The following is a 13,154-nucleotide window of genomic DNA, read 5'->3' on the forward strand; positions in this document are numbered from 1 at the left end:
AGCATGCAATTGGTACTGGAAATTCGTGATCCCGAGCAGCGTGGCTGGGCCGCCACCCCGACCAAGCGTTTCGTCGAGCGGGGCGGGGTGCTGGGGCGTCACCCGGCCTGCGACTGGATCCTGGCGGATCCGCAACGCCATGTGTCGAATCATCATGCGGTCATCGGCTATCAGGACGGCAGGTTCATATTGATCGACACCAGCCGCAACGGCACGCATGACGGCTTGACCGGTCAGCGCCTGCCCCTGGGCGTGGCGCAGGTCATCGAGCAGGGCAGCCATTTTTTATTGGGTCGCTTGCGCATTCATGCCCGCCTGGAAAACACCCGGCAAGGTATCGACACTGCCATGGGCCAGCCTGCCGCAGCGGGCCGTGTCATTCCTGACGACGCCTTTATCCAGCCTGATCCGCTCAATGCGTTACAGGACAAAACCGAAGGCCTGCTAGAGCATCTGTTGAACGCCAGGCCGCCTGAGGTGCCTGTCTCGCCTGCGGCGCTGGAAAGCCCGGGTATCGATACGGAAAACCTGACCGTACCGCGCTTGATCGCGGCCACCGCGACTTCGCCTGAAGCGCCAGCGGTGCAGGTGACCGAGGCCGTCGTCGGTCTCGATGAAGCCTTCTGGCAGGGGTTTGCCGAGGCACTGGGTGTGTCGCTGGATGACCTGGCAGCCCCCGAGCGTGAGCAACTGGCGATGACCGTGGCCACGCTGTTGCGCCAGGGGCTGGAGGGCCTGCAACACAGCCTGCGTCTTCGCAGCGAATTGAAAAACGAGCTGCGCCTGGGGTTGAGCGATGCCTTTGGCACCGGCCAGAATCCGCTTAAGCGTGATCTGGATCGTGCCGGGTGGCTGGCCCTGCTGCGCCGTCCGGGTGCCTCGGGGCAGCCGGGCGCGGCGCAGGTGGCGCTCAGCCAGGCCGTGCAGACCCTGCAAGCGCATCAAGTGGCATTGCTCAATGCCAGCCGTGCGGTCTTGCGCAGTGCGCTGGAGCAAGTGGCGCCGCAGCGTCTGATCGCGCAGATGGAGCGTGACCACCGCACCTGGCTGACTTCCGACGGCCGGCGCTGGCGCGCCTATGTTCGTCACCATCAAGCACTCAGTGGTGATGACGACTGGACCGAGCGACTGCTGGCCCGGGATTTTGCCCGTGCCTACGCCGAACAGGTCCGCCTGATTGCCCCTCTCTACAGCCCGGTTCAGGGATGACCTCATGCCCCGTTTCAAGCTTCGACCCACCTGCCGGCCATTGCTGTGGCTGGCCTGTACCCCCTTGCTGTTGGCCGGTTGCTCAGCGCTGTCGCCCTATTCCAGCCTGACCAAGCTGGACCTGACCCTGGCCGCCAGTGACCGTCTCAATCCGGACCTGCACGGCCGCCCTTCACCGATCGTGGTGCGCTTGTTCGAGTTGCACCATCCGGTGGCATTTGAAACGGCTGACTTCTTCAGCCTCTATGAACGTGCGCGCGACACCCTGGCCCCTGACCTGATTGTCAGCGAGGAGCTGGAACTGCGTCCCGGTGAAACCCGCCAGCTCAAGCTGCGCGTCGAACAAGGCCGTCATGTGGGGGTCCTGGCGGCCTACCGCGACCTCAACGAGACGCGCTGGCAGCATGTGCTGACGGTCAGCCCGGGCCAGCGCACGCAGGCGGGCCTGATTCTGGATGAAGACGGTATCACCGCCGATCGTGCGTCCCTGGCTGACGAGGAGGGTGGGCGATGAACACGCACAAGGTCATCTGGCAGGAAGGCATGCTGCTGCGCCCCCAGCACCTGCAGCACAACGACCGTTATTACGATCACCAGCTCAAGACCCGCACCCTGATGCTGGGCAGCCATCAATGGGGCTTTGTCAGCCTGGACATCGACGTGCAGTTTCTCTCCATGGGCAAGCTGGTGATCAGCCAGGCCCGTGGCATCCTGCCCGACGGCAGCCTGTTCGACCTGGCGGGTGCCCCGCACCCCCTGGCCGTGGACGTGCCGCCCAACACCACCCACACCGCCGTGTACCTGGCCTTGCCCCTGGTGACCGGCAACCATGTCGAAGCCCGGCGTGCCGAGCAGGCCGATGTCCTGGCGCGCTACACCGTCTACCAGGCCGACGTGGCCGACTCCAATGCCGGCGAGGACGCCAGCAGCCAGGTCAATTGCGGTCGTCCCGACCTGCGCCTGATGCTGGGCGAGGACTCCGGCGAACAGGCCTGGGTCAGGTTGAAGCTGTGCCAGATCCTTGAAGCCGGTGCCGGCGGGGCCATTACCCTGGCGCCGGACTTCGTGCCCAGCTTCCTGCACGTCAAGTCCTGTGCCTGGATGCTCTCGTGCCTCAAGGAAGTCATCAGCCTGCTGGCTCATCGTGGCGACACCATTGCCGGACGCATTCGCTCCAGCGGCACCGTTGGCAGTGCGCAGATCGGCGATTTCATGATGCTGCAACTGATCAATCGCAACGAACTGCTGCTGCGCCATTGCCTGGATCAGGCGCACGTCCACCCCGAGGCCTTGTATTGCCTGTTGCTGGGCCTGCTGGGTGAGCTGGCCACCTTTGGCAGCGACAGCAAGCGGCCTGCTTTCAGCGGGGCCTATCAGCACAGCGATCAAGGCGCGAGCCTGCGGCCCTTGCTTGACGAACTGCGCCAGGTGCTGTCGATGGTGCTGGAGCAGCATGCCATCGAGCTGCCGCTGGAGCTGCGTCAGTACGGGGTGCGCGTTGCCACGCTGCATGACCACACGCTGCTGGCCTCGTGCAGTTTCGTACTGGCTGTCAGTGCCCAGTGTGACGCCGAAGAACTGCGCCAGCGCCTGCCCGCGCACTTGAAGGCCGGTGCCGTGGAGCACATCCGCGACCTGGTCAACCTGCACCTGCCGGGGATCCGCCTCAAGCCTCTGCCTGTAGCACCCCGGCAGATTCCGTTTCACGCCAACAAGACCTATTTCATTCTGGAGCCCGTCCCTGACGACCTGGCTGTGCTGGAACGCTCCGGCGGCTTCGCCTTCCACCTGTCCGGTGATTTCGCCGGGCTGGAACTGACTTTCTGGGCGATCAGGAATTGAACGACATGAACACGCAAGACTTTTCCGGGCAGGTCGACACAACCGTTCTGCTCGACCATGCCGGTCTGGGCCCCGAGCAGGCACCGGTGACCGATGCCCGCGATGCACCACGCTTCGGCCTGCTTGAAGAACGCATGGTCTATGCCGCGCACGTGCCGGCCACCCCACACTTCAGCCTGGGCCTGAATGTCCTGGTGGCGGCTGCATCGCCGTTGCTGTCGAGCATCCGGCAGATCAAGTACCACACGGACGCACCGGACATCGCGCGGCTCAACGACCAGTTGCGCGGCCAGGTCCAGCAGTTTGAACACCAGGCCTTGCGCGACGGCATCGACAGCGATCAGGTGGGCATCGCGCGTTATCTACTGTGCACGGTGCTCGATGAGGCGGTGGTGACCACCGCGTGGGGCGGGCAGAGTGACTGGGCGCAGAACAGCCTGCTCAGCCGCTTTCACAACGAAACCTTTGGCGGCGAAAAATTCTTCAGCCTGCTGGAGCAACTGTCCAGGAATCCGTTGCGACACCTGCCCCTGCTGGAGCTGATGTACCTGTGCCTGGCACTGGGATTCGAAGGCAAGTATCGACGTGGCAATCGCGGCACCGTCGCGCTCGAAGAGGTCCGCGACGCACTGTACCGGCAGATCCGGCAACTGCGCGGTGAGGCCAGCAGTGAGCTGTCACCGCGTTGGCAGGGGCTGGATGATCCACGTTGCGACGTGCCGGGCATCGTGCCCTGGTGGCTGGTGGTGCTGTTTACCGCGGTCGGGCTGGCCATCCTGTATTCGGGCTTTGCCTGGGTGCTTGGCGAACAGCGCCAGACCGTTCTGCAGCCCTGGCAACAGCTCGAAACGAGCCTGATCCCGACCCGCTCGTGAGACCCCCTCCATGAACATGACGATGAAAAAAAGCCTGTCGGTGCTGGTCCAGACCTGGGTCTGGAGCCTCGCTCTGGTGCTGGCCGGCGCGGCGCTGGTGTGGTGGATCGGGCCGATGCTGGCCATCCATGAATGGCGTCCCTGGGCGCCGGTGAATGCGCGGTTGGCAACTTTCTGTGTGCTGCTTCTGCTCTGGGGGCTGGGGCTGGCGTTCGCCGGCTGGCGTGCCAGCCGTCGGCAACCGGGCGCTGAAGCACCTGAACAAGGCCAGGCCAAGGAGCACCACGACGCGCGCCTGGACACTGAGCGGCAAGGCTTGCACCAGCGTTTCAATGACGCCGTGCGCACGCTCGCCCAGTCCAGCCTGTACCGTAATCACCCCCAGCGGGTGCGTGACGAACTGCCCTGGTACCTGCTGATCGGCCCGCCGGGCAGTGGCAAGACCCGCCTGCTGGAAGGCTCAGGGCTGGAATTTCCGCTCAACCGCCCTGAATCCCTGCACACTGGGGCCGACAGCGCCACCGAGCACTGTGACTGGTATTTTGCCGAGCAGGCCGTCCTGCTCGACACGCCCGGACGCTACCTGACCCAGCCCCGGTCGAGCCTCGACGGTCAGGCGTGGATGACCTTGCTGGGCCTGTTGCGCAAACGCCGCCGGGCCTTGCCGCTCAATGGCGTGCTGGTCACGATTCCCGTCCCCCTGCTGCTTGAAGGCCAGGACGCCGAGCGCCTGGCACTGGCCAGGCAGTTGCGCGCGCGTCTGCAGGAGCTGAGCCGGGTGCTGCATGTGCAGGTGCCGGTGTACCTCATCCTGAGCCAGGCCGATAAGGTGCCGGGCTTCGAGGCATTCTTCGATGCCTTGAGTCTTGAGCAGAACCGTCAGGTGCTTGGTGCCAGCTTCAGCCGGGACAAGGCGGCCCATGAGGCGGGCGTGGTGCGCCAGGAGATTGAAGCGCTGTTGCGTCATCTCGACAGTCAGCTCATCGGCCGCCTGCACCAGGAGCGTGACACCGGTCGCCGCAGCCTGATGCTTGGTTTTCCGCACCGGTTGGGTGTGCTGGGTGGCCACCTGTGCCAGGTGATCGACAGCGTCTTCAATCATCACCGTTATCAGCGCAGCCATCGACTGCGCGGCTTTTACCTGACCTCGGCACCGCACCCTGAGCCGGTGTCTTCAGACGCGCAGGTCCAGACGCCAGGCCGGGCCCTGACAGTGACGGGTGCAAGCGGTCGGGCACGCTTCATTCATGATCTGTTCAGCCGGGTGATCTTTGCCGAAGCCGGGCTGGTCGGCCTCGATCCTCGCGAGCGCCGCCGCATTCACTGGGGCCAGCGCGCATGGCTGATCGGCGGCCTGGCCATGCTGGTGCTGGGCGGGGTGCTGTGGGCCCGTGGCTTTTCTGCCAATCACGAGCGCCTGGAAACGCTACGGGTGCTGGCAGGCCAATGGCAGCAACAGCACCAGATGCTCAATCCCGACGACGATGACATGGCCTTGCTCAAGGTGCTGCAGACCAGCGCGCAGGCCAGCCAGGTCTTCGCGCCGGCCGGCGACGTGGCCTGGCACGAGCGCAACGGGCTGTATCAGGGCCAGGCCAGCCAGCCGGTGCTGCGTGAGGCCTATGAGCGCGAACTGCTCAGCCACCTGTTGCCGCAAGTGACGCATTTGCTGGAGGCGCGAATCGCCGCCAGCCTGCATGACCGCGAAGCCTTGCTGGGCCACCTGCGCGCTTACCTGATGCTCAACCTGCCGGCCCGTCGCGATGCGTCGTGGCTCAAGGACTGGCTGGCGGCCGAGTGGTCGCGTCTGTATCAGGGTCACAACGACGTGCAGAACGACCTGAACCGGCATTTCGAGCAGTTGCTGGGCCTGACGTTCAGCCAGCCGCTCAACGACAGCCTGGTGCTGCAGGCGCGCCAGACCCTGCGCAGCGAATCGCTCGCCAGCGTGGTGTATCGCACCCTGCGCGAACAGGCCCGCAGCCTGCCCGATTACCGGCTCAGTCAGCACCTGGGGCCGCAGCGCGACCTGTTCGTCGGCGCTGACCGGGCGATTCCGGGGCTGTACACCCGTCAGGGCTACCGCCAGTTCTTCTCGGTGCAAGGCACCGCCCGCGTCAGTGAACTGCTGCGTGACAACTGGGTGCTCGGCGAGGGCAGCGACATCAGCGGTAGGGACCTGCGCCAGTTGCTGGTAGAGCTGGAGCAGTTGTACTTTCGCGACTATGCCAGCCACTGGAGCGAAGCGGTGGCGCAGCTCGGGTTGCTGCCGTTCAGCGATGCCGGCGAGGGCGCCGACCTGGCCGCAGGGCTGCTGTCGTCGGGTTCGCCGGTGGTGCAATTGCTGTTGCAGATTCGCGACAACACCCGCTTTGCGCTGCCTTCCGAGGCGCTTGAGGCGGCGACCGAATCTGGCCCTGCCCCGGCCGCCGGGCTCGGCAAGGCGGCCACGGCCGTGGCGAGCCAGGCGGTTGCCTTGCCGGATAATGCCCGCCGGGCCCTGCAGCAGCGTTTCGAGCCCTTGCACCGCTTGCTAGACGACCAGGACGCGCCGAGCGCCGACCTGGCCGTGGCCTTGCAAGGCCTGGATGCCGTGCAACAGCAACTGGCCAGCCTGGCACGGGCCAGCCAGCCCGAACAGTTCGCCTTCGACATGGCCAGGGCGCGCATGGGCGGCCAGCGCGATGCCTTGAGCCAGTTACGCAACACCGCTGCACGCCTGCCGCGCCCGGTCAGCGGCTGGTTCAACCTGATGGCGGAAGACGCCTGGCGGCTGGTGCTCGGCAATGCCTATCAGCACCTCAACCAGCGTTACCAGAGCGAGCTGTATGGCTTCTACACCAAGGCCATTGCGCAGCGCTATCCGTTCAGCGCCCACAGCACCAGCGATGTGGCGCTCAATGACTTTCGCGAGTTCTTCAAGACCCAGGGGGTTCTCGAAAGCTTTTTCGAGCAACACCTCAAGGCGTTCGTCAGCGGTCATCCGGGCAGCTACCGTCTGCGCAGCATCGACGGCCACAGCCTGCCGATGTCCCGTGCGCTGTTGGAGCAAATGAGCGCCGCCCAGCGAATCCGCCAGGGCTTTTTCGCCGAGGATCCCAACCTGCCGCAAGTGCGCTTCACGCTGGAGCCCTACAGCCTGGACAGTGCCGTCAACCGCGCCGAATTCCGCCTGGGCGAGCGCCTGCTGGAGTACCGTCACGGCCCTATTGTGCAGATGGTCTTCACCTGGCCCGACGACACCGGGCAGGGTGGTGCCAGCCTGGTGGCCGAGCGCCGGGATGGACGGCCCGTGGGCATCGAGAAAAACCTCGGGTCCTGGTCGTTGTTCCGCCTGCTCGACCTGATGCAGGTCGAACCATTGAGCGGCCGCGATGTGCTGGTGCTCAAGGCCGACCTGGGCGGCCTGCGCGCCAACTACTTGCTGACCAGCCAGCGCATGCCCAATCCGTTCGACGTCAGTGCTCTGCGCAGCTTTCGTCTGCCGGCACAGCTATGAACAAGCCTGATCCGGTGCTGGACAGCGCCGCCCGCAGCGAGTGTGGCAAGGTGCGGGCGCGCAACGAGGACGCGTTTCTCGAAGCCACCGGGCAAAGGGTGTGGGCGGTGGCCGATGGCATGGGTGGGCATCATGGCGGGCATATCGCCAGCCGCCTGATCGTCGATACCCTGGCGCAACTGCCTGCCGAGCTGCCGCTGGAGGCCCGGCTCGTGCAACTGCGCCAACGCCTGCAGGGGTTGAATCGCCAGCTTTGCCTGACCTTGACGCAAAGCCAGGGACAGCCGCCGCGCATCATCGGCAGCACCCTGGTGGCGCTCTTGTTGCAGGGCGAGCAGGGCGCCTGCTGCTGGGCAGGTGACAGCCGTTGCTACCTGTGGCGCGGCCAGCGCTTGTACCAGTTGACCCACGACCACGCGCACGCCCATGGCCTGACCCGGGCGATAGGCGCCTGTCACCCCTTGCGCCTAGAGCTGCTGCAATGGCGTGTGCAGCCGGGCGACACCTACCTGCTGTGCAGTGATGGCCTGTATCAGGCGCTGGACAGCGAGACACTGGGCCAGGGCTTGAGCCAGCCCACGGCGGCCACGGCCCTGGCCTGCGTGTTCGGCCACGCCATGCAAGGTCCGGCGACGGATAACCTGACCGGTGTGGTGGTGCGCACATGAGTGATTTGCCATCGCCGCCGCAGGTGCTGTGCGGACGCTATCGACTTGACCGCCTGCTCGGTGTCGGCGGCATGGGTCTGGTATGGCGCGCCCGTGACCTGCTGCATGAGCAGTACGGCGACCCTCAACCAGACATTGCCCTCAAAATGCTGGGCGAAGCCTTCGACCAGGTGCCGGATGCGGCGTCGCTGCTGTACGGTGAATTTGCCCTGACCCGTCATTTGCACCATCCCGGCGTGGTGCGCTGCTACAGCTTCGAGGTCGACACCCGGCGACCCTGTGCCTTCATGACCCTGGAGCTGCTGCAGGGGCTGACCCTGGATCATGTGCTGTGCGAATGCCCCACCGGCATGCCGGTGAATGAGTTGTTCGACGTGGTACTGCCTTTGCTGCAGGCCCTGGCCCACAGCCATGCCCGGGGCGTGCTGCATGGCGACCTGAAACCGGGCAATGTCATGCTCGGCGAGTGGGGGGTGCGGTTGTTTGATTTCGGTCTGGGACAGGCACAGCCCGGGATTCTGCCCGGGCTGCCGCAATTGCGGCGTGACACCTTCAAGGCCTGGACGCCGGCGTATGCCGCCCCGGAGCTGCACGAGGGCGGGGCGTTATCCGAAGCGTCGGACCTCTATGCAGTGGCGTGCCTGATCTACGAGCTGGCGTGCGGTCGACACCCGTTTCGCCGCCTGCCCGGCGACCAGGCTCGCGCAGCCCGGCTTGACCGTACACTGCAGAGGCCGGCCCGGTTGCCGCGACACGGCTGGCCGGCGTTGCGCCGGGCCTTGTCCTTCGATCCCGCCTGCCGGCCGAGTGCGGCGCAGTTGCATGAGGCCTTGCAAGCGCAAGCGGGCGGGTGGCGCCGTGTCTTCACATAATCGGTCTTGAGCGGCCGCCGGCACCCGCGTCGGAGCAGGCAAACCATGCTGGCGGGAATTTGCCCGGGATAATCGGGTCTTATTGCCACATGCATTCGATTACCAAGGAGGTCCACCGATGAACAGTGCCCGAATTGCTGCGTTGCGTCCGCTGATGCCCGTCGATGTGCTGGCCAGTATCATGGGCAAGCATTGGTCGCCGCCTGATGCGCACGGTTATGTGCCTGACACGCATAACCATGGTTTCGGAGCGCAGGTGGAGGTGGGTGGCAAACTGGGCAAGGTGGGCTTCTACAAGTCCTTTTCCGATACGCAACTGATCGAAGGCCTGCACATTGGCATGCCGCTGGAAGCCGCGCTGCACGCCCGGCCGAACTTGCAGATGTTCGAAAACGGTCCAAAGGACCCGCTGGAATGGACCCAATACCGGGACCGCACCGACGATGGCCATGACCTGATCGTGCGTTTTCGTGGCGGTGCGATCCTGGCCCTGGAAATCAGCCAGCCAGATGCGGTCTACCCCGAGCCCGACAAACTGCTGGCCGACACCCGTCTGAACACGGTCTATGACCTGCTGCGTGATCCGCAGCGTCCGCTGCCGGCAACGGGCCGCGGCGAAGAATGGGCCGGCGGCTGGAACCTTGGCCTGCCACCTGGCATCACGCCCGTACAGTGGCCCCTGAGCCCGTCGAACGGTCATCCGCTGCGCCATGCCTTTACCCTGCATGTGCCCAGCCAGTACCGCGCGCAGGGTGCGCAATTCGTGGCGTTCAGCCTGTTTGTCGATGACCAGTTCGAAGAGCTTCCTTCGAGCAGTGTCGTGGAGGCGTTCTTTGCCGCGCCTTTGTCCAGCGAGCCGCCGGCCGATGTGCATCTGCTGCCATTCTGGCAACATCGCCAGGCGCGCCACCCCCGGCAGTTCGACATGGAGGACATTCTTGGCACCCGCTACGCGGCCATCTGGTTGACCCAGGCCGAGTTCGAGGCGGCACTGTGCCCGTCCCCCGACCTGCGTGGCAATCCGTTGCTGGGCCAGGCACCCGGCTGGCTGGACAAGAGCTACCGTGAATATTACGGCTACGAGCAAGTGCGCAACCCGGGCGAGCCGGCCTATGAGTGGCTGCAAGGCGAGGGCCGCGCCGCCGGGCTCGACACGGCGTTCCCCGTGCGTGCGCAGGAACGTGAAGGTGATCCGAACGTCGGCAAGCCACCCCGTGAGTGGGAAGATGAATGCCAGGACAGCGGTTATGTCCCGGGCTTCAGTGATGAGGGCGTTGCCCTTGAGCTGGAGCGTTTCCACGGCCGCAACCACTTCGGTGGCACGATGTTCCCGGTGCAGGGTTATCCCGAGTTCGGGCCGCGCTACCTGGAATTCGAAGAAGACTTCGGCGGCTTCAATTTTGGCAGCGGCAACGGGCAGATCGACCTGGAAAAAATGGAGATGGACTGGGCATGCGGCTGATTGCGCCCAACCCACGCACTGAAGAACCCCGGTAGGAGCGCGCTTGCCGGAATGCCTGACCACCGCGACCGAGTGCGTAGCGCTCGCAAAATCTGCGAAACGTCACAGATTTACGATTGCTAACCCGTCAGGGATCTATGAAACGCCACAATTTTACGACTGCTAACGCAGCCGGTCGCGGGCAAGCGCGCTCCTACAAGGGGTCAATGTAATATCCAATGCATCAACAAGTTATTTTGTGTTTGATGAGAACCTACCCTGTTTCACTGACAACGCGCCAAAGCGGCACGCTGAAGAACCCCGGTAGGAGCGCGCTTGCCSGCGACCGAGYGCGTAGCGCTCGCAAAATCTGCGAAACGCCACAGATTTACGATTGCTAACCCGTCAGGGATCTATGAAACGCCACAATTTTACGACTGCTAACGCAGCCGGTCGCGGGCAAGCGCGCTCCTACAAGGCTTCGGCGTTGAAGACTTCTTTGGCGGCGAACAGGCCATTGAGCGCTGCGGGAAAGCCGGCATATACCGCCATCTGCATGATCACTTCCACCACCTGCTCACGCGAGCAGCCGACATTCAGGGCGCCGTGGATGTGCACTTTCAGTTGTGGCGTGGCATTGCCCATGGCGGTCAGCGCGGCCACAACCGCCAGTTCACGGGTCTGCAGGTCGAGCCCTGGTCGCGAGTAGATATCGCCAAACGGAAACTCGATCAGCAACCGGGCAAAGTCCGGGGCAATATCCTTGAGGCTGTCAATGACACGCTCCCCCGCCAGGCCATCCACTTCCTGCAGTTTTGCCCAACCCCTGATATACCGTTCGTTGTCCATGGTCTGCGCCTCGTAGTGATGGAGAAGGCGACTGTAGGCCCGGTCTCGACGGTTCAGCCAATACCCTTTTAGTGATACCTTTTCGGCATGAACGAAGCCATCGACCTGCGACAATTCCGTTATTTTCTGGCGGTGAGCGAAACGCTCAATTTCGGCCGGGCAGCGGCGCGCCTGCATATTTCCCAGCCACCCTTGAGCCGGCAGATCCGTCAGTTGGAAAACCTGTTGGGTGTCGAGCTGTTCCAGCGCACACGTACCGGGGTGACATTGACCGCGGCGGGCGCTGCATTTTTGCCGGAGGTCAGGCGCACCCTGACTCAGGCTGAAAAAGCCATCGCCGCCGCCCAGGCGGCACGCGCCGGCAAGGGCGGACACTTCTGCATTGGCTACACCACCGTGTTCGATCGCAGCGTGATCCCTGATGTGCTCGAGCCTTTAAGGCAGCGGTTTGCCGACTGCGCGATTGTCACCCAGGGCAAACACTCGATCCGCCTGGTGCGCGAGATCAATAACGGCTCGATGGACGTGGCCTTTATCGGGCTGCACACCGAGGCCAAGGGGCTCACGGTCCAGACCCTGCGGCAAGAGCCGCTACGCGTCGCCTTGCCCGCGCACCATCCACTGGCGCGCAAGCGTACGCTGGGGTTCTTTGATCTTCGCGAGCAAGTGCTGTTTCGCTTCGAACGGCGGCTCAATCCGGGCTTTCATGACCACTGCCAGGCGTTCTTCGAGCGTATCGACTTCAAGCCCCGGACACTGCCCGAGCCTGACGATCATCACATTCTGTTGGGCTTGATTGCCGAAGGGCAGGGGCTGGCGCTGATCCCGGCGTCGCTGACGCAAGTCAGGCGCAAAGGGGTGGTGTTCAGACCGCTCAAGGGGGCGGACGATGGATTGTCGAGCGGTATTGCGGTGGCGTACAGCCCGCACAATCAATCGCCGGTCCTGGCGCATTTCCTGGCCCTGGTGCAGGCCCAGCGCCCGCCAGATACCCGGTGAGCGCTGCAAGGCGCTGCACCGGGTAAACGCGGCTTACTTGCCGAGCATTACCGATTGCAAGCGAACCTGAGCCTGCTGCACGGTCTTGGCCTGTTCATTCAGGTTTTGCAGCAGGGTGTTCAGTTCTGCCTGCACTTTCGGGTCCTTGACGGTCACTACCGGACCGTTGATGTCGATCTGGTCCTTGTGGGCATTGATGTAGTCAGCCACTTTCAGGCTGCCATCCAGGGTGCCGTTGATTTGCGGCAGCACGTCGAGCAGGGTGTTGGCCGGCACGCTGACGGTCTTGTCATAAGCCTTGTCATACACGCCTTTCAGGTCATCCGGCTGCTTGAGCTGGGCATGGGCCGTGTCGGCCTTGGCTTGCTGCGCCTTGAGCTGCACGCCCATGTCGTTGAGGCCGGTCTGGATCGCCTTGATGTCGTCGCGGCGGGCAATCACATCGGCCACCGAGCGCATCGCACCTTTCTGCACCAGTTCGCCCAAGGGCTTGACCGTGGTGTCCATCGCGCCGTTGAAGTCGGTAATCACCGCGTAGTGGCGGGTGTAGTCGCCAAACGACTTGGATTCTTCCGGGGTCAGTTGCGGCACGCGCACGCCGGGTTTGTCGACGATGCGGGTCTGCAGGAACTGCGTGAACGCTGCGCGCTGTTCGGGTTCGTCGTTGCCGCAGGCGGCAAGAACCAGGGGAAGTGCGAGGGCGAGTAGCCATTGGGGGCGGAACGAGACGTTCATGTCGGCAGGGTCTCCAGAAATACATGACAAGCCCGCGACAGAGACAGCCTCTGCGCGATGCAGGCAAGGCGTCGCTGCTGCGCCGGGCAGCCAGGCAATCGCACTTGCAGGCGATAGGACGTAGCCAGGGCTATAGAGGTTCAATGACGACGGTGCATAAAGGCA

At 64.2% G+C, this 13,154-nt stretch carries 11 protein-coding genes; 9 read left to right on the plus strand and 2 right to left on the minus strand.

The genetic code is table 11. From position 1 onward, the window contains the following. The first annotated feature begins 3 nt into the window (after positions 1-3). From tagH to ASF84_RS10250, 8 genes are all read left to right on the plus strand, one after another. The gene (gene tagH / locus ASF84_RS10215; protein WP_056837820.1) at positions 4-1,209 is read left to right on the plus strand and encodes a type VI secretion system-associated FHA domain protein TagH; all 1,206 of its coding nucleotides are present in this window, start codon (positions 4-6) and stop codon (positions 1,207-1,209) included. 4 nt (positions 1,210-1,213) lie between these two features. Beyond that, positions 1,214-1,723, plus strand: coding sequence for a type VI secretion system lipoprotein TssJ (gene tssJ / locus ASF84_RS10220; protein ID WP_056837821.1), 510 nt, complete (start codon positions 1,214-1,216; stop codon positions 1,721-1,723). Next, on the plus strand, positions 1,720-3,051 hold the full coding sequence (gene tssK / locus ASF84_RS10225) for a type VI secretion system baseplate subunit TssK (protein WP_056837824.1): 1,332 nt from the start codon (positions 1,720-1,722) through the stop codon (positions 3,049-3,051). The genes tssJ and tssK overlap by 4 nt, the downstream gene beginning before the upstream one ends. 5 nt (positions 3,052-3,056) lie before the next feature. Further along, positions 3,057-3,926 carry a type IVB secretion system protein IcmH/DotU gene (gene icmH, locus ASF84_RS10230; RefSeq protein WP_056837826.1) on the plus strand — a complete coding sequence of 290 codons (870 nt, stop codon included), beginning with the start codon at positions 3,057-3,059 and terminating at the stop codon, positions 3,924-3,926. 10 nt (positions 3,927-3,936) lie between these two features. Continuing rightward, positions 3,937-7,425, plus strand: a complete 3,489-nt coding sequence (tssM, locus tag ASF84_RS10235) for a type VI secretion system membrane subunit TssM (RefSeq protein ID WP_056837828.1) — start codon at positions 3,937-3,939, stop codon at positions 7,423-7,425. After that, entirely contained in the window at positions 7,422-8,093 is a 672-nt protein-coding gene (locus tag ASF84_RS10240) for a PP2C family protein-serine/threonine phosphatase (protein ID WP_056837830.1), read from the plus strand. The genes tssM and ASF84_RS10240 overlap by 4 nt, the downstream gene beginning before the upstream one ends. Then, on the plus strand, positions 8,090-8,965 hold the full coding sequence (locus tag ASF84_RS10245) for a serine/threonine-protein kinase (protein ID WP_056837832.1): 876 nt from the start codon (positions 8,090-8,092) through the stop codon (positions 8,963-8,965). The genes ASF84_RS10240 and ASF84_RS10245 overlap by 4 nt, the downstream gene beginning before the upstream one ends. Before the next feature lie 118 nt (positions 8,966-9,083). Beyond that, positions 9,084-10,427: a DUF7256 domain-containing protein gene (locus tag ASF84_RS10250; protein ID WP_056837834.1), complete on the plus strand. Its 1,344-nt coding sequence runs from the start codon at positions 9,084-9,086 to the stop codon at positions 10,425-10,427. 450 nt (positions 10,428-10,877) lie between these two features. Here the strand turns inward: ASF84_RS10250 and ASF84_RS10255 are convergent, their stop codons facing one another. Next, the gene (locus tag ASF84_RS10255; RefSeq protein WP_056837836.1) at positions 10,878-11,255 is read right to left on the minus strand and encodes a carboxymuconolactone decarboxylase family protein; all 378 of its coding nucleotides are present in this window, start codon (positions 11,253-11,255) and stop codon (positions 10,878-10,880) included. 87 nt (positions 11,256-11,342) lie between these two features. Here ASF84_RS10255 and ASF84_RS10260 point away from each other — a divergent pair, with 87 nt between their 5' ends. Further along, positions 11,343-12,254, plus strand: a complete 912-nt coding sequence (locus ASF84_RS10260) for a LysR family transcriptional regulator (protein ID WP_056837838.1) — start codon at positions 11,343-11,345, stop codon at positions 12,252-12,254. A 33-nt stretch (positions 12,255-12,287) separates the two neighbouring features. On the opposite strand, the gene ASF84_RS10265 is transcribed toward ASF84_RS10260, so the two are convergent. Further along, complete coding sequence (locus ASF84_RS10265; protein WP_056837840.1) at positions 12,288-12,989, minus strand: DUF3053 domain-containing protein; 702 nt, start codon at positions 12,987-12,989, stop codon at positions 12,288-12,290. Positions 12,990-13,154: the final 165 nt, after the last annotated feature.

Source organism: Pseudomonas sp. Leaf127 (assembly GCF_001423155.1).
Taxonomy (GTDB): domain Bacteria; phylum Pseudomonadota; class Gammaproteobacteria; order Pseudomonadales; family Pseudomonadaceae; genus Aquipseudomonas; species Aquipseudomonas ovata.

What these genes read in the sequence shown, in the direction of transcription:
- tagH (WP_056837820.1), top strand. Translation starts at nt 4, where the DNA reads ATGCAATTGGTACTGGAAATTCGTGATCCCGAGCAGCGTGGCTGGGCC.
- ASF84_RS10255 (WP_056837836.1), bottom strand. Translation starts at nt 11,255, where the DNA reads ATGGACAACGAACGGTATATCAGGGGTTGGGCAAAACTGCAGGAAGTG.
- ASF84_RS10265 (WP_056837840.1), bottom strand. Translation starts at nt 12,989, where the DNA reads ATGAACGTCTCGTTCCGCCCCCAATGGCTACTCGCCCTCGCACTTCCC.
- tssJ (WP_056837821.1), top strand. Translation starts at nt 1,214, where the DNA reads ATGCCCCGTTTCAAGCTTCGACCCACCTGCCGGCCATTGCTGTGGCTG.
- tssK (WP_056837824.1), top strand. Translation starts at nt 1,720, where the DNA reads ATGAACACGCACAAGGTCATCTGGCAGGAAGGCATGCTGCTGCGCCCC.
- ASF84_RS10250 (WP_056837834.1), top strand. Translation starts at nt 9,084, where the DNA reads ATGAACAGTGCCCGAATTGCTGCGTTGCGTCCGCTGATGCCCGTCGAT.
- ASF84_RS10245 (WP_056837832.1), top strand. Translation starts at nt 8,090, where the DNA reads ATGAGTGATTTGCCATCGCCGCCGCAGGTGCTGTGCGGACGCTATCGA.
- icmH (WP_056837826.1), top strand. Translation starts at nt 3,057, where the DNA reads ATGAACACGCAAGACTTTTCCGGGCAGGTCGACACAACCGTTCTGCTC.
- tssM (WP_056837828.1), top strand. Translation starts at nt 3,937, where the DNA reads ATGAACATGACGATGAAAAAAAGCCTGTCGGTGCTGGTCCAGACCTGG.
- ASF84_RS10240 (WP_056837830.1), top strand. Translation starts at nt 7,422, where the DNA reads ATGAACAAGCCTGATCCGGTGCTGGACAGCGCCGCCCGCAGCGAGTGT.
- ASF84_RS10260 (WP_056837838.1), top strand. Translation starts at nt 11,343, where the DNA reads ATGAACGAAGCCATCGACCTGCGACAATTCCGTTATTTTCTGGCGGTG.